Annotated in this window: 23 protein-coding genes and 1 other RNA gene; 20 read left to right on the top strand and 4 right to left on the bottom strand. The window is 62.2% G+C overall.

The genetic code is table 11. The features are described 5' to 3' along the window. The first annotated feature begins 37 nt into the window (after positions 1-37). A complete protein-coding gene (locus ASD83_RS13740) occupies positions 38-568 on the top strand; it encodes a putative glycolipid-binding domain-containing protein (RefSeq protein ID WP_056311751.1) in 531 nt (176 codons plus the stop codon). A gap of 147 nt (positions 569-715) precedes the next feature. On the opposite strand, the gene ASD83_RS13735 is transcribed toward ASD83_RS13740, so the two are convergent. After that, positions 716-1,687, bottom strand: a complete 972-nt coding sequence (locus tag ASD83_RS13735) for a MerR family transcriptional regulator (protein WP_244489173.1) — start codon at positions 1,685-1,687, stop codon at positions 716-718. Positions 1,688-1,814: 127 nt separating this feature from the next. Here ASD83_RS13735 and ASD83_RS13730 point away from each other — a divergent pair, with 127 nt between their 5' ends. Then, entirely contained in the window at positions 1,815-2,105 is a 291-nt protein-coding gene (locus tag ASD83_RS13730; RefSeq protein WP_056311746.1) for a hypothetical protein, read from the top strand. An 88-nt stretch (positions 2,106-2,193) separates the two neighbouring features. Further along, positions 2,194-3,396, top strand: coding sequence for a phosphoglycerate kinase (locus ASD83_RS13725; protein WP_056311744.1), 1,203 nt, complete (start codon positions 2,194-2,196; stop codon positions 3,394-3,396). 5 nt (positions 3,397-3,401) lie between these two features. Here ASD83_RS13725 and ASD83_RS13720 read toward each other — a convergent pair whose 3' ends face one another. Then, entirely contained in the window at positions 3,402-4,142 is a 741-nt protein-coding gene (locus ASD83_RS13720) for a dienelactone hydrolase family protein (RefSeq protein ID WP_056311743.1), read from the bottom strand. Between the two features lie 91 nt (positions 4,143-4,233). Between ASD83_RS13720 and ssrS the strand changes: the two genes are divergently transcribed. From ssrS to ASD83_RS13700, 5 genes are all read left to right on the top strand, one after another. Further along, positions 4,234-4,391: non-coding RNA, 6S RNA (gene ssrS, locus ASD83_RS20725), on the top strand. 30 nt (positions 4,392-4,421) lie between these two features. Further along, on the top strand, positions 4,422-5,006 hold the full coding sequence (locus ASD83_RS13715) for a 5-formyltetrahydrofolate cyclo-ligase (protein WP_056311741.1): 585 nt from the start codon (positions 4,422-4,424) through the stop codon (positions 5,004-5,006). After that, a complete protein-coding gene (locus tag ASD83_RS13710) occupies positions 5,003-5,833 on the top strand; it encodes a YmdB family metallophosphoesterase (RefSeq protein ID WP_056311739.1) in 831 nt (276 codons plus the stop codon). Before ASD83_RS13715 ends, ASD83_RS13710 begins: the two co-directional genes overlap by 4 nt. A gap of 11 nt (positions 5,834-5,844) precedes the next feature. Continuing rightward, positions 5,845-6,210, top strand: a complete 366-nt coding sequence (locus tag ASD83_RS13705) for a SecDF P1 head subdomain-containing protein (RefSeq protein ID WP_210168346.1) — start codon at positions 5,845-5,847, stop codon at positions 6,208-6,210. Between the two features lie 89 nt (positions 6,211-6,299). Then, positions 6,300-7,046, top strand: coding sequence for a YebC/PmpR family DNA-binding transcriptional regulator (locus ASD83_RS13700; RefSeq protein WP_056311735.1), 747 nt, complete (start codon positions 6,300-6,302; stop codon positions 7,044-7,046). A gap of 61 nt (positions 7,047-7,107) precedes the next feature. Here the strand turns inward: ASD83_RS13700 and ASD83_RS13695 are convergent, their stop codons facing one another. Further along, positions 7,108-7,890 (bottom strand): GGDEF domain-containing protein, encoded by a 783-nt coding sequence (locus ASD83_RS13695; protein WP_056311733.1) that lies wholly within the window; start codon positions 7,888-7,890, stop codon positions 7,108-7,110. A gap of 58 nt (positions 7,891-7,948) precedes the next feature. Next, positions 7,949-8,626 carry a GGDEF domain-containing protein gene (locus tag ASD83_RS13690; RefSeq protein WP_056311731.1) on the bottom strand — a complete coding sequence of 226 codons (678 nt, stop codon included), beginning with the start codon at positions 8,624-8,626 and terminating at the stop codon, positions 7,949-7,951. A 233-nt stretch (positions 8,627-8,859) separates the two neighbouring features. Between ASD83_RS13690 and ruvC the strand changes: the two genes are divergently transcribed. The 12 genes from ruvC (at position 8,860) to tolB (ending at position 17,414) form a co-directional block, all read left to right on the top strand. After that, positions 8,860-9,366 carry a crossover junction endodeoxyribonuclease RuvC gene (ruvC, locus tag ASD83_RS13685; RefSeq protein WP_056311729.1) on the top strand — a complete coding sequence of 169 codons (507 nt, stop codon included), beginning with the start codon at positions 8,860-8,862 and terminating at the stop codon, positions 9,364-9,366. After that, positions 9,363-9,980: a Holliday junction branch migration protein RuvA gene (gene ruvA / locus ASD83_RS13680; RefSeq protein WP_056311728.1), complete on the top strand. Its 618-nt coding sequence runs from the start codon at positions 9,363-9,365 to the stop codon at positions 9,978-9,980. Before ruvC ends, ruvA begins: the two co-directional genes overlap by 4 nt. A 60-nt stretch (positions 9,981-10,040) precedes the next feature. Beyond that, entirely contained in the window at positions 10,041-10,325 is a 285-nt protein-coding gene (locus ASD83_RS13675; protein WP_082561179.1) for an AbrB/MazE/SpoVT family DNA-binding domain-containing protein, read from the top strand. Next, complete coding sequence (locus ASD83_RS13670; RefSeq protein ID WP_056311724.1) at positions 10,322-10,720, top strand: PIN domain-containing protein; 399 nt, start codon at positions 10,322-10,324, stop codon at positions 10,718-10,720. The genes ASD83_RS13675 and ASD83_RS13670 overlap by 4 nt, the downstream gene beginning before the upstream one ends. Beyond that, positions 10,717-11,760, top strand: coding sequence for a Holliday junction branch migration DNA helicase RuvB (gene ruvB, locus ASD83_RS13665; RefSeq protein WP_056311722.1), 1,044 nt, complete (start codon positions 10,717-10,719; stop codon positions 11,758-11,760). The genes ASD83_RS13670 and ruvB overlap by 4 nt, the downstream gene beginning before the upstream one ends. Positions 11,761-11,762: 2 nt before the next feature. Next, positions 11,763-12,617 carry a metallophosphoesterase gene (locus ASD83_RS13660; protein ID WP_056311720.1) on the top strand — a complete coding sequence of 285 codons (855 nt, stop codon included), beginning with the start codon at positions 11,763-11,765 and terminating at the stop codon, positions 12,615-12,617. After that, the gene (locus tag ASD83_RS13655; protein WP_156385957.1) at positions 12,614-13,120 is read left to right on the top strand and encodes an NUDIX hydrolase; all 507 of its coding nucleotides are present in this window, start codon (positions 12,614-12,616) and stop codon (positions 13,118-13,120) included. Before ASD83_RS13660 ends, ASD83_RS13655 begins: the two co-directional genes overlap by 4 nt. Then, positions 13,107-13,505 carry a tol-pal system-associated acyl-CoA thioesterase gene (gene ybgC / locus ASD83_RS13650; protein ID WP_056311716.1) on the top strand — a complete coding sequence of 133 codons (399 nt, stop codon included), beginning with the start codon at positions 13,107-13,109 and terminating at the stop codon, positions 13,503-13,505. Before ASD83_RS13655 ends, ybgC begins: the two co-directional genes overlap by 14 nt. Positions 13,506-13,701: 196 nt before the next feature. Further along, positions 13,702-14,403: a protein TolQ gene (gene tolQ / locus ASD83_RS13645; RefSeq protein WP_056312439.1), complete on the top strand. Its 702-nt coding sequence runs from the start codon at positions 13,702-13,704 to the stop codon at positions 14,401-14,403. A 1-nt stretch (position 14,404) separates the two neighbouring features. Next, positions 14,405-14,842, top strand: coding sequence for a protein TolR (gene tolR, locus ASD83_RS13640; protein WP_056311714.1), 438 nt, complete (start codon positions 14,405-14,407; stop codon positions 14,840-14,842). A gap of 9 nt (positions 14,843-14,851) precedes the next feature. Next, positions 14,852-16,039: a hypothetical protein gene (locus tag ASD83_RS21180; RefSeq protein ID WP_200946508.1), complete on the top strand. Its 1,188-nt coding sequence runs from the start codon at positions 14,852-14,854 to the stop codon at positions 16,037-16,039. Between the two features lie 64 nt (positions 16,040-16,103). Continuing rightward, complete coding sequence (tolB, locus tag ASD83_RS13630) at positions 16,104-17,414, top strand: Tol-Pal system beta propeller repeat protein TolB (RefSeq protein WP_056312437.1); 1,311 nt, start codon at positions 16,104-16,106, stop codon at positions 17,412-17,414. The last annotated feature ends 190 nt before the right edge of the window (positions 17,415-17,604 follow it).

Raw genomic sequence — 17,604 nt, 5'->3', positions numbered from 1 at the left:
ATTTGCTGCAAATGCAACGCGTGTCGGGAGAAGCGTTTTGAGCCTCAATCAGTCCTGTCGGTGGCGTGGTCTTGACCTCAAGACCCTGGAACATTGCCACATCATCGCCAATGGCCGCGATACGCGCATTCGCGGCGCGATCATCGGCAATGATTTCGGGCTTTTTTACCGCATCAAACTCGACGAGAACGGCCATACGCGCACCCTCAAGATCGAGCGGGCCGACGGCCAGGCGCTGGAATTGTTCTGCGACGGAGAGGGCGGCTGGTCGGACGACCGCGCCGAGCCCATTGCCGCGCTTAGGGGCTGCGTCGATGTCGATATCTGGCCCACGCCCATGACCAATTCCCTGCCCATCTGGCGGACCGAATGGTCGGACGGAAAACCCCAAAAATTCGCCATGGTCTGGATCGACGCCACGACCATGGAGGTCCGGCGCGCCGAGCAGGTTTATACGCGTATCGATGCCGGTCACTTCCGGTTTCAGTCGGATGATTTCGAGGCGGTTCTTACTCTGGACGCCGATGGGTTGGTAACGGATTATCCGGGGCTGTTTGCGCGAGACTGAGTTTGCCGACACCCCCTCCCATCCTCCCCCATCAAGGGGGAGGTGCTGCATCGCGTATGTTGCGCTATCTCGCCAAAATCACCGTCCCTTCACCTCCCCCTTGATGGGGGAGGCCGGGAGGGGGTGGGGCAGCGCATACGGACGACGCTAACCCATCCGCGCCACCATCCCCGCCGTCCTCGCCCGCGCTTCCGGCGTCCCCAGACAATTGCTTACGCTCTCATATCCCGGCGAGCCCGCCACAGCCAAAACCTCGAACGGCACGCTGTGATTGGGCGGGCAATAAAGGATCGCATGTCCGGCGCTCACCGCATCGAGATCGAGCACCGCGCTTGATCGCGTCATGACAACGAGCGGGGTATCGCCCGCGCCCCGCCGCCGCAACCAGCCACCCAGCGCCAGTTGCGTTGCTTCATCCATGCCATCCTCGAGCAAGTCGATCACGACCGGCCGCTCTTTCTCCAAAACCATGCCCGTCAGCACCGCGCGAAGGGCAGGGCTGTCCGTCGCCCCATCGTCCAGCAACCAGTCGAGGTCACGCATGGCCGCCACTGGCACCTCGCCTGGCTCTATTCGGTCGAGCCCAACAAATGTCCCGCCCAGCGCGTTGGCCAGCGCCATGGCAAGCCGCGTCTTGCCGCTGCCGAGCGGCCCGACAAGGTAGGTTACCGGCGCAAGTCTCTTCATTAAGAAAGCTTCGCCATTCCAGGGCCAGGGCAGCGCCAGCGACACGGCAGGCTGCCCCGTCGCCAGATCGGCAAGATCAGGTATCCGACCCTGGCTGAGATCATTGCGCCAAACGCGCACCCGCTCGATGGCATCCCGTAGGCTCGCAAGATTGCCCTCAAGGCGCGTCTGGTGTTCCGCGAGAGCCTCGTCGAGGTCATGGCTCTCGCCCGAGAGCACTGCCGCGATCTGGGCAAGGCTGAGCCCCAGGGCGCGCAGCGCCACGATCTCGCGGATCCGCGCCATCTGTCCGGGTCCATAGTGGCGCCAGCCATTGGCGCTGCGGACAGGCGCGATCAGGCCGCGCTGCTCATAGAGCCGCAAGGCCTTGGCCGAAATGCCGCAGGCGCGGGCCGCCTCGGCCGGGGAAAGAACTTGGTCGGGATGGGTCAAGGAATCACCTCCAGATTTGACCCCTTCATCCATCAGGGCGGCCCCAAGGTCCGGGTCAAGTCCCGTCAACGTCCTGTCACCAAATCGGTCTATTTTCTTGGCTGTCAGCAAGGCCCGGAGCGGATCCATGTTCCACCTCACCCGCCGCTTTCACGCGTCCCTGCCCTTGGCCTGGTTCGTGGCCGGGCTTTTGGACAGCCTGACGCTGCTTGCCCTCCCCGCTGTTGTGATGCTGGCCTACCTCTTCAGGCGCCACCGGCGCATTGTCGGGCTTGTCGGCACGGCGCCCTGGGCGAGCGTCGGCTTTGCGCGCCATGTCATGGTCGATGATCTCGTGCGCCTTGCCGCCTGGACGGCATTAAGCCCGCTGGTATTCCTTGCCGGCCAGCAGATGCGCCACCTTGTCATTGGGAGCTAGACGACAAATCTTCGTCTCGGCGCTTTTCCGATCCATCCACACCTGATAGGCCAAGGCTCAAGTTCTGTATGCCTTCCGGAGCCTGTCCATGACCGCGCAATTCAAGACTCTCGACGAACTCGACCTCTCCAACAAGGTCGTGCTCCTCAGAGCCGATCTCAATGTTCCCGTGGCCGATGGCAAGGTGAGTGACGCAACGCGCATCGAGCGCCTGCTGCCCACCATCCGTGAAATCGTCAAGCATGACGGCAAGGCCGTGCTGCTTTCCCATTTCGGCCGGCCCAAAGGCAAGGTCGATCCTGAATTCTCGCTCGAACAGGTCTGCTCGGCCGTAGCCGATGTCACCGGCCACCCGGTCGGCTTCGTCGCCACCGATTGGGTCGATGTTTCGGCCGCCAAGGCGGCGATCGACGAAGCGCCGGCCGGCTCGGTTCTCGTTCTCGAAAACACCCGCTTCCATCCGGGCGAAGAAGCCAATGATGTCGAGCTTGCCAAGCGCATGGCGAGCCTTGGCGATGTCTATGTCAACGACGCCTTTTCCGCCGCGCATCGCGCCCATGCCTCGACCGAAGCTCTGGCCCATCTGCTGCCCGCCGCGGCCGGCCTTGCCATGCAGGGCGAACTCGAAGCGCTGGAGCGCGGCCTCGGCAAACCCAAAAAGCCGGTTGTGGCCATTGTCGGCGGCGCCAAGGTTTCCTCCAAGATCGACCTCCTCGAAAATCTCGTCACCAAAGTGGACGGCCTCGTCATCGGCGGCGGCATGGCCAACACTTTCCTTTTTGCCCAGGGCCACGGCGTCGGCAAATCGCTCTGCGAAAAAGACCTCGCCGATACCGCCCGCCGCATCATGGACAAGGCCGACAAGGCCAATTGCGCCATCATCCTGCCCGTGGACGCCGTCGTTTCCTGGCATTTCAAGGCCAATTCGCCGACCCGCCTCTATGGCGTCGATGCCGTCGATCCCGATGGCATGATTTTGGATATCGGCCCCCTGTCGATCGAGCGCATCAATGCCGCGATCGATGATGCGCACACCGTCATCTGGAACGGCCCCGTCGGCGCCTTCGAAATGGAGCCGTTCGACGCGGGCACCGTCGCCATCGCCAAGCACGTCGCCAAGCGTACCCATGACGGCCACCTGATCTCCGTCGCCGGTGGCGGCGATACGGTCAGCGCGCTTGCCCATGCCGGGGTCAAGGACGCCCTGACCTATGTGTCCACCGCCGGCGGCGCCTTCCTTGAATGGATGGAAGGCAAGCCCCTCCCGGGCGTGCAGGCGCTCAAGAAGTAGGCCGCCTAATCAGCTTGAAGCTGGTTGGCCAGAAATGCTGCGGCCTTGCGCTGCGCATTTTCCGCGTTTTGGTTGTCCTTTAGAAAGAAGTCATGTGAGCCGCCCTCGTAGATATCGAGGGTGGCAGTGTTCCCGAGATTTAATGCCAGTTCGTGCAGATTGCGCGCGATGTTTGGGTTGAAAACGGTGTCGCTTCCCCCCCAAACGAGAAGAAGAGGCGGCAGGAATTCAGCTTCGACTTTTTGGCCAGCCGGAAAACCGCCGTCGACCAAAACCAGCGCATCGACCGCATCTGTGTCCGCTACTGCCGAAATGGCGATCTGTGCCCCGAGCGATATGCCGAGAAGACCAACCCTGCCTCCGTGCATCGACATCGACGCCAATTGTGCGGCTGCGGCCCGCACGCCGGCCTGCCAAACCGCGTAGCGACGGTCATAGTAGTCAATACGTGCTCTTGCACTGCCGGCATTGGCAATCGCACCGAGGTCTACTGGCGAAAGGATATGCAGGCGGTAGGAGTCGAGCCCTGCGGCGTTGAGCGCTTCAGTGATGCGATCATAGGCCGGTGCGCCAAAGCCTTTGGCGCCGCTCAGTAGGATCACGGCAGGACAGTTGGCTGCCTTGCAGTGTCCAGCCTTTTCCAGTGTGAACGACTCCGAGGGCGTTGGAACGGAAAAACTCTGCCCAAACGCACTGTATGAAGCGAATGTGGTGGTGAAGAACAAAGCGACGATGAGATGGCGCATTTTCGGTTCTTTCTTCCCTTCGTCGATAACACATTATGTGTGGCAGGGGCTGTTGCGGCATTTGCACCTCGCTCCCGAAGCGCCTATATCTTGTTGGCTGCCCGGCGCGTGAGGACACACATATCCCCGGGGCCTTAATCGATCCTAAGGGAGCTGTCCCTGACCAGGCCCGTGGGCTTGGACATACGGCGCCCACCTACGTAAGTAGGTTCCCGGGATCGCTCGTCCCACGGCCAGGGCGGCACCTGATTCCTACGGTCTTAGAGACAGGCGCGCAGAGTGGTAGACGGAATAGAGGCCGAAAAGGCCCTGCTGCGCAAAACGGCCCGGACGCGTCGCGAGGCCCTTTCTCCCCAATTCCGCTCCGAAGCCTCCAATGCCATTTCCTTCCACTTCTTCGACAAGGTAGCCTTTGCGCCCGAAGACGCCATTGCGGGCTATTGGCGCATTCGCGACGAGGTGGATTGCCAGCCCATTCTGGTGCGGCTGATGGATGGCGGACAAACCGTCATCCTGCCGGTCGTTTCCGGGGTCGAAGAACCGCTCGATTTTCGCGTCTGGCATGCCGATGCGCCGCTTTACGAAGCCGGTTTCGGCACGCTGGCGCCCTCCGATCTCGCCCCCCGTTCCGAGCCCGACCTGATCCTCATGCCGCTTCTCGGCTTTGATAAAGCCGGCACGCGGCTCGGCTATGGCGGGGGGTATTATGACCGTACTCTCGCGTCGCTGCGCAAAAGGCCGATGCTGGTTGGTCTCGCTTTTGCCGCGCAGGGTTTTGACCACATTCCGCGCGAACCACACGATATTCCGCTCGATGCGGTCGTCACCGAAGACGGTGTCGAATTCTTCGAGGCTTGCTTATGAAACTTCTCTTTCTCGGTGACGTCGTCGGCAAATCCGGCCGCGATGCGATTGCCGAACGCCTGCCGGGGATCATCGCCACCTATGGCTTTGATTTCGTCGTCATCAATGGCGAAAATGCCAGCCATGGCCGCGGCCTCACCGAGGCCCATTTTCGCGGGCTGCGCGATGCCGGCGCCGATATCGTCACGCTCGGCGATCATGCCTTTGACCAGCGCGAGGCGCTCTCCTATATCGAGCGCGAAAACACGCTCATTCGGCCGATCAATTTCGCCCCCGGCGCGCCCGGCCGCGGCGCCATGATGGTCGAGGGCCGCAATGGCCATCGGGTGCTAGTGGTCAATGCGCTGGGCCGCGTTTTCATGCAGCCGATGGACGATCCCTTCCGCGCCGTCGAGGCTGCCCTTGGCGCGGCGCCCCTTGGCGAGGTCGTCGACGCGATCATTGTCGATTTTCACACCGAGGCGACCTCGGAAATCCAGGGCATGGGCTTTTTCCTCGATGGCAAGGCAACCCTGGTCGTCGGTACCCATACCCATATCCCTACCTCCGACCATCGCATCCTCAAGGGCGGCACCGCCCTGATGGCCGATGCCGGCATGTGCGGGGATTTTGACTCCATCATCGGGGTCGATGCCGACGAGCCGCTCAACCGCTTTCTGACCGGCATCCCCAATGGGCGCTTTACCCCCGCCGAAGGCGAAGCAACGCTTTGCGGCGTGGCGGTCGAAACCGATCCGAGGACGGGCCTTGCCCTGAGCGTCCATCCCGTCCGTATTGGCGGGTCCCTCTCTCAGGCCGTTCCGCCTTTCGCTGTAGGCGAGCGATGAGAGCGGTGTTTTTGGCCCTGCTGCTGGTTTTTGGCCTGTCCGGCTCAGCCTATGCCCAGCCGCTGGCGCTCGATGTGCTGAGGGCCGATGTGGCGCCGGACGACATGACCGGCCAGCCCGTGCTCAAGATCAGGCTCTCCCCGGAAGGGCAGGCTGTCTTTTCCGAATTCACCACGCAGCATGTGGGCCAGGCGGTCGATTTGCTGGTCGATGGCCAGGTGGTCACTTCGCCCGTCGTCAGCACGCCCATCTATTCGGAGTGGATCATCGTGACCGGCGGGTTCACCACGAGCGAGCTCGAAGCCCTGGCCGAGACGGTCAATCGTGGCATCGGGGCCGTCACCCTGCGCGTCGCCAAGGTCAAGCAGGCGCCTTGAGCCGTCTTGCCTCCCGGCGCTTCACAAGTGGGCCATGCTTGCTTATAAGGCACCACCTGACCCCAATTCACTAATATCGGAGTGCGCGAATGGCCGGCCATTCACACGCCAAGAACATCATGCACCGCAAGGGCAAGAGCGACGCGGTGCGCTCCAAGGTCTTTTCCAAGCTGGCGCGCGAAATCACCGTCGCCGCCAAAATGGGCATGCCTGACCCGGCCTTCAATGCGCGTCTGCGCCTGGCTGTCACCAATGCCCGCTCGCAGTCCATGCCCAAGGACAATATCGATCGCGCCATCAAGAAGGCGATGGGGAGCGATGGCGAGAACTATGACGAAATCCGCTATGAAGGTTACGGCCCCGGCGGCGTCGCCGTCATCGTCGAAGCGCTGACCGACAATCGCAACCGCACCGCTTCGAACGTGCGCTCCTACTTCTCCAAGAACGGTGGCGCTTTGGGCGAAACCGGTTCGGTCGGCTTCATGTTCGATCGCGTCGGCGAAATCACCTATCCGCTTGCGGCCGGCTCGGACGACAAGGTCATGGAAGCCGCCATCGAGGCCGGCGCCGACGATGTCGAGAGCGATGAAGAAGGCCATTATATCTATACCAGCTTCGAAGCCATGGCCGAAGTCTCCGCCGCGCTTGAAAAGGTGCTGGGGGAAGCAGAATCGGTAAAGGCCATCTGGAAGCCCCAGAACGAGACCCCGATCGACGCCGAAAAGGGCGCAACGCTGATGAAGCTGATCGCGACGCTCGAAGAAGATGACGACGTGCAGAATGTCTATTCGAACTTCGACATCAGCGAAGAAGACGCAGCGAAAATAGCTGGCTAAGTCACAGCGGACACTTCGCAATCTCAGCAGCATGTTTGAGGGCGGTTCACACCGCCCTTTTTCACGCCGATTTTCTATAGTCGACCGGCGGTTGATCGAGCGTATGGACGATGGCGGCCTGGTTGCGACCCGAATGCTTGGCGCCATAGAGCCGCTGGTCGGCAATGTGGAAAAGCTCGGTGAAATTGGTGGTGCCGTCAAAGACCGCGCCACCGATGCTGACCGTCAGCGCATAGGTCTGGCCGCGCGGCGAAAATTGCGCCAGTTGCACGGCCCGGCGCACCCGCTCGGCCATCTGTTCGGCCTCGGCCTGATCAACGCTCGGCAGGAAGACGCCGAATTCCTCCCCGCCCATGCGCCCGATCAAATCGCCGGCCCGCAGCACCGAACGGATGGACCGCGCCAAGATCGTCAGGGCCTCGTCGCCGGCATCGTGACCATGCAGATCGTTGATCGCCTTGAAATTGTCCGCGTCGATGATCAGTAGCGCGCCAGTTTGCGGCCCGACATTGCTCGAGAGATGCGTTTCCACCTTGGCGGTAAAGGCGCCGCGATTGAGGCAGGCAGTGAGGCTGTCGGTGCGCGCCACAAGGCCCAGCCGCCGGTTCATGATGGCGAGCGAGCGGATGCGCATCGAGAGATAGAAAAACAGCGGCACTGCAAGAAGAAGCGGCAGCATTATCGCCGAAACCATGGCGCGCTGCAGCGCTTCCTCGCCGAGGTCGGCAAAGGCGACGGCATTATAAACCAGCGCAATGATGACACAGGCCAAGGGGCCAAAGAGGGTCCAGCGGGCAACGCTGGACCAGCTTTGCAAACCGTTGACCGCGCGCGGTGACATCATGCTGGCAACCTTCTGGCTCTTGAACGGTGAGGCGAAGAGAGGAAGAGAAATGCGATGGTCAGGCCGCCTGGGGCAGGGCGACGCAGTCGCGGCCGCTTTGCTTGGCGCTATAGAGACGTTCGTCGGCTTCGCGATAAAGCGTTCTGAATATGATCGGTTTGGCGTGGGATGCCCCACCAATGCTCACCGAGAGCGGGCATTGCGTGTTCTCGGGCCTGAAGTCGATTTCGGCAATGGCGCGGCGCACCGCGCCGGCTACCTCTTCGGCTGAAGCCAGATCCATGCCGGGCAAATAAATGCCGAATTCCTCTCCACCGAGCCGCCCCACAAGGCCGTCACGGGGAATGGTGCGGCTTAGCCGCTGGGCAATGAGCTTGAGCGCTTCATCCCCCTGGTCATGGCCAAAACGATCGTTAACGGCTTTGAAATGGTCGGCATCGATCACCAGCAGCACGCCGCGGCGATGCGGCGCCGTGCAATATTTTTCAACCGCGCTGGCAAAAGCGCGGCGGTTGAGAACCTCGGTGAGGCCGTCAATGGTGGCGAGGCGATGCAATTGCTGATTGGCATAGCGCATCCGCTCCGTGCCGATGGCGAATGCCAGGATCATCGGTCCACCAAGGCCGATTGGCATGACGATGGAGACGATCAGCCCGGGCATGTCCACGCCGGCGGAAAACGTCGCCATAAAGACAACGGTCGCCATCACCGAGATAACGACCGAAACGCCTGTCATAAGCAGTGTTTTGCGGAAAACCCAAAGCCAAGCCTGCTTCGGTAGCGCCGTTGCTAGCCCCGTCATGCTGAATCAATATCCCTGCGTCCCGGAAGACCCTAGGGCGCCGTTTCTGAATACCCCGTTTCTCCATTCGGTAAATTTTGAGCTATCACAGGTTCTTGGCGCGACGAAGTTTCTGTTTTGTTCACTTTGGTCTTGGTAGGTTCGTTGAAACTGCTAGAAGGATCGCCATGAGCAAGAGTGTTCGAATCATCGGCATCGATCCAGGGCTGCGCCGCTGCGGCTGGGGCATTGTCGATGCGCTCGACAATCGGCTGAGCTTTGTGGCGGCCGGAACCGTCACGCCGCCGATCGATGGCATGCTGGCCGATCGCCTCGCCATGCTGGCCGCAGGCCTCAAGGAAGTGCTGGCCCAGCACCAGCCCGGGGAAGCGGCGGTCGAAGAAACCTTCGTCAATGCCGGGCCCCGTTCGGCGCTGATCCTGGGGCAGGCGCGCGGCGTGGCGCTGGTCACCCCGGCGCAGCACGGGCTTTTTGTCGCCGAATATGCCACTAATCTGGTCAAAAAATCCGTGGTCGGTACGGGCCACGCGGACAAGAAACAGGTCGAACTGATGGTGCGCACCCTGCTGCCCACAGCCAATTTCAAAGGCGCCGACGCTGCGGACGCCCTGGCCGTCGCCATTTGCCACGCCCACCACCGGGTTTCCGCACGTCGCATGGGAGCGCTTTTATGATCGGCAAGCTCAAGGGCCTGGTCGACAGTTTTGGTGACGATTGGGTGCTTATTGATTGCGGCGGCGTCTGTTACGAGGTGCACTGTTCTACCCGCACCCTGCAGTCCCTGCCACGCGTCGGCGAAGCAACCGTCGTCTTTATCGAGACGATCCTGCGCGAAGATCTCATCCGCCTTTTTGGCTTTGCCAGCGAAGCGGAAAAATCCTGGTTCCTGCTGCTGACCACGGTGCAGGGGGTCGGCGCGCGCGTCGCGCTTGCCATTCTCTCCGTCCTGTCGCCGGCCGAATTGTCGAGCGCCATTGCCCTGCAGGACAAGGCTATGGTCGGTCGCGCCAATGGCGTCGGCCCCAAACTCGCCGTCCGCATCGTCACCGAACTCAAGGGCAAGGTTCCCGTCATCGGCGGTATCGACGCCGGCACGCTCGGCCTTCAAACCGCCTTGGGCGAAGGCGTCGCCCGCAGCAACGTCGCCGACGCCGTGTCAGCCCTCACCAATCTCGGCTACTCCAGCGCCCAGGCTTCCGCTGCGCTGGCACGGGTTGTGGCGAAAGAGGGTGAGGATACCGCGACCGAGAAGCTGATCCGGTTGGGGCTGAGGGAACTGAGTCAATAATCTTGCATTTTCTCGTGTTCCTTACTATTTTGCTTTGTAAGGAAATTTTGGAGAGCGTGGATGTCTGGTTCTCGGAAGGAGACTTTTGTTGGTCGGATGACTAGCAAAGGTCAAACCACAGTCCCCAAGGAAGTGCGGGACTTTCTTGGGTTGAGCGAAGGCGCGCAAGTGGAGTGGATCATGGATGACGGCAAAGCCATCGTGAGGCCGCGGACCCTACGGGCCGTAGATCTTGCAGGTTTTTTGGGCAAACCGCCCAGCGGCAAGCATCTCACCATCGAAGAAATGGACGATGCCATCGCCGAAGCAGTGGCTGAGCGGTTTGACCGCGCTACTCGCAGATGATTGCCGTCGATACCAATGTGCTGCTGCGCCTTGTCGTGCCTGACGATGCACGGCAGCACGAATTGGCCAAAGCCTTCTTTGCGGCGCGATCCGCCAATGACCCAGCCTATGTCGGCATTGTCGTGATGACCGAGTTTACCTGGCTCTTGAACAGGCGCTACGGCTATTCCAAAGAGCAGATTGCCGACCTTGTGCTCGCTCTTCTGCAAAGCCCAGACCTTGTCATCGAAAAACCTGATCTTGTCGAGGAAGCCGCTCATCTCTCGCGCCAGCCAAAAGTAGGCTTCGTCGATGCGTTTATCGCACAGCTCGCAACCGCCAGCGGCTGCCGCTCCGTCGCCACCTTCGACAAAGACGCCGCCAAACGCATACCCGGAATGGAATTGCTCGCGTGACCGACCTTACTTCCCCCGCAGTTGGCCGCGACGGAACGCTTGACGTCGCGCTGCGTCCGTCCGGCTTTTCCGATTTCGTCGGCCAGGCCGATGCGCGGGCCAATCTCGAAGTCTTCATCGAAGCCGCCAAGAAACGCGGCGGCGCGCTCGATCACGTCCTCTTTGTCGGCCCGCCGGGCCTTGGCAAAACGACGCTGGCTCAGATCATCGCCAAGGAATTGGGCGTCGGTTTTCGCGCCACCTCCGGCCCGGTCATCGCCAAGGCCGGCGATCTCGCCGCGCTACTGACCAATCTCGAAGAGCGCGACGTCCTCTTCATCGATGAAATCCATCGCCTCAATCCCGCGATCGAGGAAGTGCTCTATCCCGCGATGGAGGATTTTCAGCTCGACCTCATTATCGGCGAAGGTCCGGCCGCCCGCTCGGTCCGCATCGACCTCGCCAAATTCACCCTTGTCGGCGCCACCACCCGCGCGGGCCTTCTTACCACGCCGCTGCGCGACCGCTTCGGCATTCCTGTCCGCCTCAATTTTTACACCCCGCAGGAACTGGTGAAGATCGTCACGCGCGGCGCGCGTCTGATGGGCATGCCCATGGCGCCCGATGGCGCCCTTGAGATCGCGCGACGTTCGCGCGGCACCCCGCGCATTGCCGGTCGCCTGTTGCGACGCGTCATTGACTTTGCCCTCGTTGACGGGGTGTCAGAGGTTAACAGTGTGCTAGCCGATAAGGCACTCTTACGCCTCGATGTTGACGCGCGCGGGCTCGATCAGCTGGACCGGCGCTACCTCAATACCATCGCCGATTTCTACAATGGCGGCCCCGTCGGTATCGAGACCATTGCCGCCGCGCTCAGCGAGCCGCGGGACGCCATCGAGGAAATCGTCGAGCCCTATTTGCTGCAGCAAGGCTTCATCCAGCGCACCCCGCGCGGCCGCATGCTGACCGCTATCGCCTTCCAGCACCTCAATAAAGCCGTGCCGCAGGGCTTTGTCGGCCTGCAGGCCAATCTCTTTGAGGAAGAAGGGGGCGAGGACTGAGCATGGCGCCAATCCTCCAGCGCCTCCTCAGCCTCTTCGGCGCCCATAGCTGGATCGGCCATACCGATATCGTCGTGCGCCGCTATGCGCCTGACATTCCCAATTGGCCGCAGGACCTGAAACTGCGCATCGCCATGCTCAGCGACTTTCATTTTTCCGAACCCTGGATTGGCCTTCAAGCCCTTGAAGCCATTGTCGAAAAGACCAATGCGCTAAACCCCGATATCATCCTGCTTGTGGGTGATTTCGAGGACGGCCCCCGCTTCAGCCGACCCGTCGCGCCCCATGACTGGGCCCGCGTCCTCGCCCGCCTGCAGGCCCCGCTCGGCGTCCATGCCGTCCTCGGCAATCACGATTATCCCCGCCTCATCGCCAAGCGGCACCGCTTTTTACCTAACCCGCCAGCCAAAAATGCGCTGGAGAAGGTAGGCATTCCGGTCCACATCAACCAGGCTATCCCCTTGACCTGGCACGGCAAAAACTTCTGGCTGGCCGGGCTCGGCGATCAGTGTACGGAATTCGACGACGGCACGCCGCTGCACGATCTCGATGCCACCCTGGCAGGGGTCACGGATAATGCGCCCATCATCCTCATGGCCCATGAACCCGACATTTTTCCCGATGTCCCCGCCCGCGTCGCGCTGACCCTCTCCGGCCATGTTCATCGCGGCCAGATCCGGTTCTTCGGCTTTGCGCCTGTCGTGCCGTCGCGCTATGGCCGGCGGTATCTGCATGGTCATATCATTGAAAATCAACGGCATTTGATCGTCGGCGCCGGCCTCGGTCATTCCGGACTGCCGCTGCGCTTCGATGCTGCACCTGAAATCGTCCTCATCGAACTGGGAGGCCAAGCGTGACCGCACGCCATGTGTTGAGCTTTCCCATGAAGGAAGGCCGTTTCAATTTCCGCGTTGCCGGAATCATCGTCGCCGATGGCCACGTGCTGATCTGCCGCGAGGATGACGACGACTTCGCCATGCTGCCCGGCGGCCGCGTCGAACTGGGCGAGGATAGCCGCCTTAGCCTGACGCGCGAGATTGCCGAGGAACTGGCCATGCCAGCCGAAATCGGGCCGATGCTCGCCACCTCCGAGAGCTTTTATTTCCGCCAGGGCGAGGATTTTCACGAGCTCGGATTTTTCTATGCGGTAACGCTGCCGGGCAGGGGCCGAATGGCAATTCGCCCTGGCTCGAGCGGCAGGACGAAGGGCATGACCTCAATTTCCACTGGGTGCCGCTTGCCGGCGATGAACTCGAAAAATTCAACCTGTTGCCCCGTTGGTTGCCGAAATTCCTGCGCGATCTGCCCAAGACCCACGCGCACATCGCCCATGACGAGCGCAGCACATGAGCACACATAGCTTTCCGGTCCGCATCTATTACGAAGACACGGATTTCTCCGGCTATGTCTATCACGCGGCCTATTTGAAGTTCTTCGAGCGGGGGCGCACCGAATTTCTGCGCGATCTCGGCATTCACCATTTCAAGCTGATTGAAGACGGCGTCGCCTTTGCCGTGCGCAAGATGGAAATCGACTTCCTCGGCGCCGCAAAGATCGACGATCTGCTTACGGTCGAGACCAAAGTGGCCGAAGCAACGCCCGTGCGCCTCGTGCTCGACCAGACAATTATGCGTGAAGAGACCGTGCTGACCAAGGCTCGGGTTCTGGTCGTTGCCATCAAGACTTCGGGCGGCCCGGTGCGCCTTCCCGCCGGGCTGCGCGCCCTGCTACAGGGCGAAAGCTGAGCGTGTTGGTCGCGGGAATCGCTTTGTTAACCACTTGGTCACCATAATCGAGTCAAAGGGACGATTGCGCGAAGGGCTCGGCCGAGAGGCCCGGTTTGCAGGGCATTTCTCTTAATTTTGACAGATTCCGCCCCCATCGCACAAAGCATGGGGCCGGGCGCTTGGGCCGGGTCGAAAGGATCACTTCATGGAAGTCATGGATGCAGTGGGAGCGGCCGCTCCACATGCCGACCTGTCCATTTGGGGACTGTTCTGGGCGGCCGACATCGTCGTCAAGTCGGTGATGCTGGGCCTTCTGGGCGCCTCCGTCTGGTGCTGGGCCATTATCGTGGACAAGACCATCGCCTATCGCCGCGTCGGCGCCGAGATGAACAATTTCGAAAAGACCTTCTGGTCCGGCCAGTCGCTTGAAGAGCTTTACAAGCAGCAGTCGGAAAAGGCGTCCGGCGGCATGGGCGCGGTGTTCGTCGCCGCCATGAAGGAATGGAAGCGCAGCCACGAGCAGAACGCGGCGAGCTTTGTGGGCATGCAGCAGCGCCTCGACAAGGTGCTCGATGTTGCCATTTCGCGCGAAAGCGAGTTTTTGGAAAAGCGCCTGGGCTTTCTCGCCACGGTAGGCTCGGCTGGTCCCTTTATCGGCCTTTTCGGCACGGTCTGGGGCATCATGAACGCCTTCACCAATATCGCCGCCTCGTCCTCGACCAATCTCGCGGTTGTCGCCGGCCCGATCGCTGAAGCGCTCTTTGCAACCGCCATCGGCCTTGTCGCCGCTATTCCGGCGGTTATCGCCTACAACAAGCTTTCGGCCGACTCGGCCAAGATGATCGGGCGTCTCGAAGGTTTTGCCGACGAGTTCTCGACCATTCTTTCCCGCCAGCTCGAAGCGCGGAGCCGCTGATATGGGCATGGGTGTATCAGCCGGCGGGGGCGGCGGCGGACGCCGTCGTCGCGGGCGCCGGAAAGCGGTCATGAGTGAAATCAACATCACGCCCATGGTGGACGTGATGCTGGTGCTGCTGATCATCTTCATGGTCGCAGCGCCAATGATGACGGCCGGCGTGCCTGTCGATCTGCCCCAATCGGCCGCGGCCGATATGCCGAGCCAGACCCAGCCGATCACGGTTGCCGTGACCCCCGAAGGCGCCATCTATGTCGATGAAACCCCTGTCGACGAAGCCAGCCTCGTGACGACCGTTGCCGGGCTCGCGACCCCGGAAGACCGGATATTCCTCCGCGGCGACACGACGGCCAATTATGGCAGCGTCATGCGCGTCATGGGGCTGCTCTCTGCCGCGGGCTATTCCAAGATCGGGCTCGTTACCGAGCGCAGGGAATAGGCCGTCGCCATGCGCACAGGCGTCGCCGTATCAGTTTCAGCGCATGTGTTGCTGATTGTGCTTGGTCTGATCAGTTTGGGATCGACCGAGCCGCTGACGCCTGTCACCGCGTCCATTTCGGTCGATCTCGTGCCGATCGAGGAATATTCCAATATCCGCGCCGGCCAGCTCGACTCGACGGTGGTCGAAACGGACACGCCCTCTATCGTTGAAAGCGACCAGCCCGCCGAATTGGCCCAGCCCACCGGCAATACCGAGCAGGATCAGCCGACGCCCTCGCCGGCCAATGCGCCGACACCCCAGCCGGTGACCCGCACAGCGCCTGCGCCCGAACCGGCGCCCCAGCCAGAACCGGTGCCCGAACCCACGCCAGAGCCCGAGCCGGCTCCGACGCCCGAGCCGACACCGGCCCCTGAACCGCAGCCCGCGCCAACGCCGGCACCTGCGCCGACGCCCCAGCCGCGTCCGCAGCCCGCACCAACGCCAGAGCCCACTCCGGCACCGGCTCCCGAGCCGACGCCCGCGCCGACACCTGAACCGACGCCCGCACCAACCCCGACACCAACCCCGGCGCCAACGCCAACCCCCGAGCCAGCGACACCGGCTGTCGCGGCGCCAACCCCGGCTGCCCGGCCGAGCAATCTGGCCCAGTTGCGCCAGCAGTTCGCCGCCGCCGAAGCCGAGCGCAAGAAGCGCGAGGAAGAGGCGCGCCAGCGTCAGGCTGCCGCCGCCGCCGCGCAGAACCAGGCGCAGACGCCGAGCACCCGTCCCACCCAGCCGGGCCCGACCCAGCTCGATTCAACGCTGGCCGATGACATCGCCTCGATCATCAACAATGCCCCGACCACCGGCGGCACGACCGGGCAGGGCGGTTCACCCACGCTGGGCGACACCACCGGCACCTCGGCGCGCCTCAGCCAGTCCGCTATTGACGGGCTCGTCGGGCGCATCAAGAATTGCTGGAACCTGCTGCCGAGCGATTTTAACTCCGGCATGAACGTGACGCTGCGCGTTTCGATGAACCAGGACGGCAGTGTCAACGGCACGCCGCAGATCGTTTCTGCTGACCAGACCCCTGCGGGTCAGGCCATCGCCCGCGCCGCCCAGCGCGCCGTGGTCCAGTGCGGCCCCTATACGATGCTGTCGGCCGATTCATTCAACGAGTGGCGCTCGATCGAAGTGGAACTCAGACCGTGACCTTGAATTTGCCCTGTTGCTGGCCAAAAACCGGCCAAACGGCGAAATTGGAGACAACCAACACATGACGCTTCTTACCCGTCGCTCTGCGCTCAAGCTTGGCCTGGCCGGTGGCGCCCTGCTGGCAACCTCCCCGATGGCCATGGCGCAGTTGCGCATCGTGGTGGAGGGGGCCAATTTCCAGCCCCTGCCAATCGCCATTCCGGACTTCGCCTCGTCCGACCCGACCTTTGGGCGCGAGATCGCCGATATCGTGCGCAACAATCTGCGCCGCTCCGGCCTGTTCCTGCCGCTCGACCCCGCCTCGCTGCCGGTGAAGGTGGGCGACGTCAATGGCACGCCCGATTTCAACGTCTGGCGCACCTCCAATGTCGATGCCCTCGTCATGGGTTCGGTCGAACGCGGCGGCCAGATCACCTCGTCGGTGCGCGTCTGGGATACCCAGCAGGCCGCGCAGGTCGTGGGCAAGAGTTATAATACCGATCCCAATTCGGCGCGCCGCATCGGCCACATCGTTTCGGACGCCATCTACGAGCAGCTGGCGGGCGGCACGGGATACTTCGATACCCGCGTCATCTATACCGCCGAGAGCGGCCCCAAGGCCAACCGCACCCGTCGCCTCGCCATCATGGATCAGGACGGCGCCAATGTGCAGTACCTGACCGATGGCGCCACCATGGCGCTGACGCCGCGTTTTTCGCCCAATGGCGATCTCGTCACCTATATGAACTTTGCCGAGGGCAATCCGCAGGTTTATCTGCTGCAGCTCTCCTCGGGCCAGCAGAAGCGCCTCGCCAATGTCGGCGCCATGACCTTCGCCCCGCGCTTTTCGCCCGATGGCGGCACCGTTGCCTTCTCGGTGGAGCAGGGCGGCGCGACCAATATTTATTCGGTGGGCACCTCGGGCGGCCAACCCACACAGCTGACCTCGGGCGCGGCGATCGATACCGGCCCGTCCTATTCGCCCGATGGCGGCCGCATCGTTTTTGAAAGCGATCGTGGTGGTTCGCCCCAGATCTATATGATGGGTGCCGGCGGCGGTAATGCGCAACGCGTCAGCTTTGGCCAGGGCAGCTATTCGACCCCGGTCTGGTCGCCGAAGGGCGATCTCATCGCCTTTACCCGCCAGTCCGGTGGCCAGTTCCATATCGGCATTATGGCGCCCGATGGCTCGGGGGAGCGCCTGCTCTATTCGAGCTTTCACGCCGAAGGCCCCACCTGGGCGCCCAATGGCCGCGTTATCATGTTCTTCCAGGATCCGGGCGGCAATGACGGCCCGCGTCTGATGAGCGTCGATATCTGGGGCCGCAATCCGCTCACCGTCGCGACCGAAAGCTATGCCTCGGACCCCTCGTGGTCCGGCCTTCGCGGCTAAGCTTCAAAAGGGGGCTGCGGCCCCCTTTTCTGCCTCCTAAAGCCGCGCCCCTTAACCTTAACGTGATCGGCTCCTGGTTCTGTTGCACATGAGCAACGTCACGAAAAAGCCCGGATTCCCGCCACATTCGCGCCCGAATAGGCAAACATTAACCATCCTAGCGAACCAGCTTTTAAGATTAAGCGCGGTA

The organism is Devosia sp. Root685 (assembly GCF_001427875.1).
In the GTDB taxonomy this organism is placed as follows: Bacteria; Pseudomonadota; Alphaproteobacteria; order Rhizobiales; family Devosiaceae; genus Devosia.
This window is presented reverse-complemented; position numbering and strand designations above follow the sequence as displayed.

Coding starts and splice junctions, on each gene's coding strand:
- ASD83_RS13700 (WP_056311735.1), top strand. CDS start 6,300: ATGGCCGGCCATTCACACGCCAAGAACATCATGCACCGCAAGGGCAAG.
- tolB (WP_056312437.1), top strand. CDS start 16,104: ATGACGCTTCTTACCCGTCGCTCTGCGCTCAAGCTTGGCCTGGCCGGT.
- ASD83_RS13660 (WP_056311720.1), top strand. CDS start 11,763: ATGGCGCCAATCCTCCAGCGCCTCCTCAGCCTCTTCGGCGCCCATAGC.
- tolR (WP_056311714.1), top strand. CDS start 14,405: ATGGGCATGGGTGTATCAGCCGGCGGGGGCGGCGGCGGACGCCGTCGT.
- ASD83_RS13725 (WP_056311744.1), top strand. CDS start 2,194: ATGACCGCGCAATTCAAGACTCTCGACGAACTCGACCTCTCCAACAAG.
- ASD83_RS13690 (WP_056311731.1), bottom strand. CDS start 8,626: ATGACAGGCGTTTCGGTCGTTATCTCGGTGATGGCGACCGTTGTCTTT.
- ASD83_RS13695 (WP_056311733.1), bottom strand. CDS start 7,890: ATGATGTCACCGCGCGCGGTCAACGGTTTGCAAAGCTGGTCCAGCGTT.
- ASD83_RS13720 (WP_056311743.1), bottom strand. CDS start 4,142: ATGCGCCATCTCATCGTCGCTTTGTTCTTCACCACCACATTCGCTTCA.
- ASD83_RS13730 (WP_056311746.1), top strand. CDS start 1,815: ATGTTCCACCTCACCCGCCGCTTTCACGCGTCCCTGCCCTTGGCCTGG.
- ASD83_RS13670 (WP_056311724.1), top strand. CDS start 10,322: ATGATTGCCGTCGATACCAATGTGCTGCTGCGCCTTGTCGTGCCTGAC.
- ybgC (WP_056311716.1), top strand. CDS start 13,107: ATGAGCACACATAGCTTTCCGGTCCGCATCTATTACGAAGACACGGAT.
- ASD83_RS13675 (WP_082561179.1), top strand. CDS start 10,041: ATGTCTGGTTCTCGGAAGGAGACTTTTGTTGGTCGGATGACTAGCAAA.
- ASD83_RS13710 (WP_056311739.1), top strand. CDS start 5,003: ATGAAACTTCTCTTTCTCGGTGACGTCGTCGGCAAATCCGGCCGCGAT.
- ruvC (WP_056311729.1), top strand. CDS start 8,860: ATGAGCAAGAGTGTTCGAATCATCGGCATCGATCCAGGGCTGCGCCGC.
- tolQ (WP_056312439.1), top strand. CDS start 13,702: ATGGATGCAGTGGGAGCGGCCGCTCCACATGCCGACCTGTCCATTTGG.
- ASD83_RS21180 (WP_200946508.1), top strand. CDS start 14,852: ATGCGCACAGGCGTCGCCGTATCAGTTTCAGCGCATGTGTTGCTGATT.
- ruvA (WP_056311728.1), top strand. CDS start 9,363: ATGATCGGCAAGCTCAAGGGCCTGGTCGACAGTTTTGGTGACGATTGG.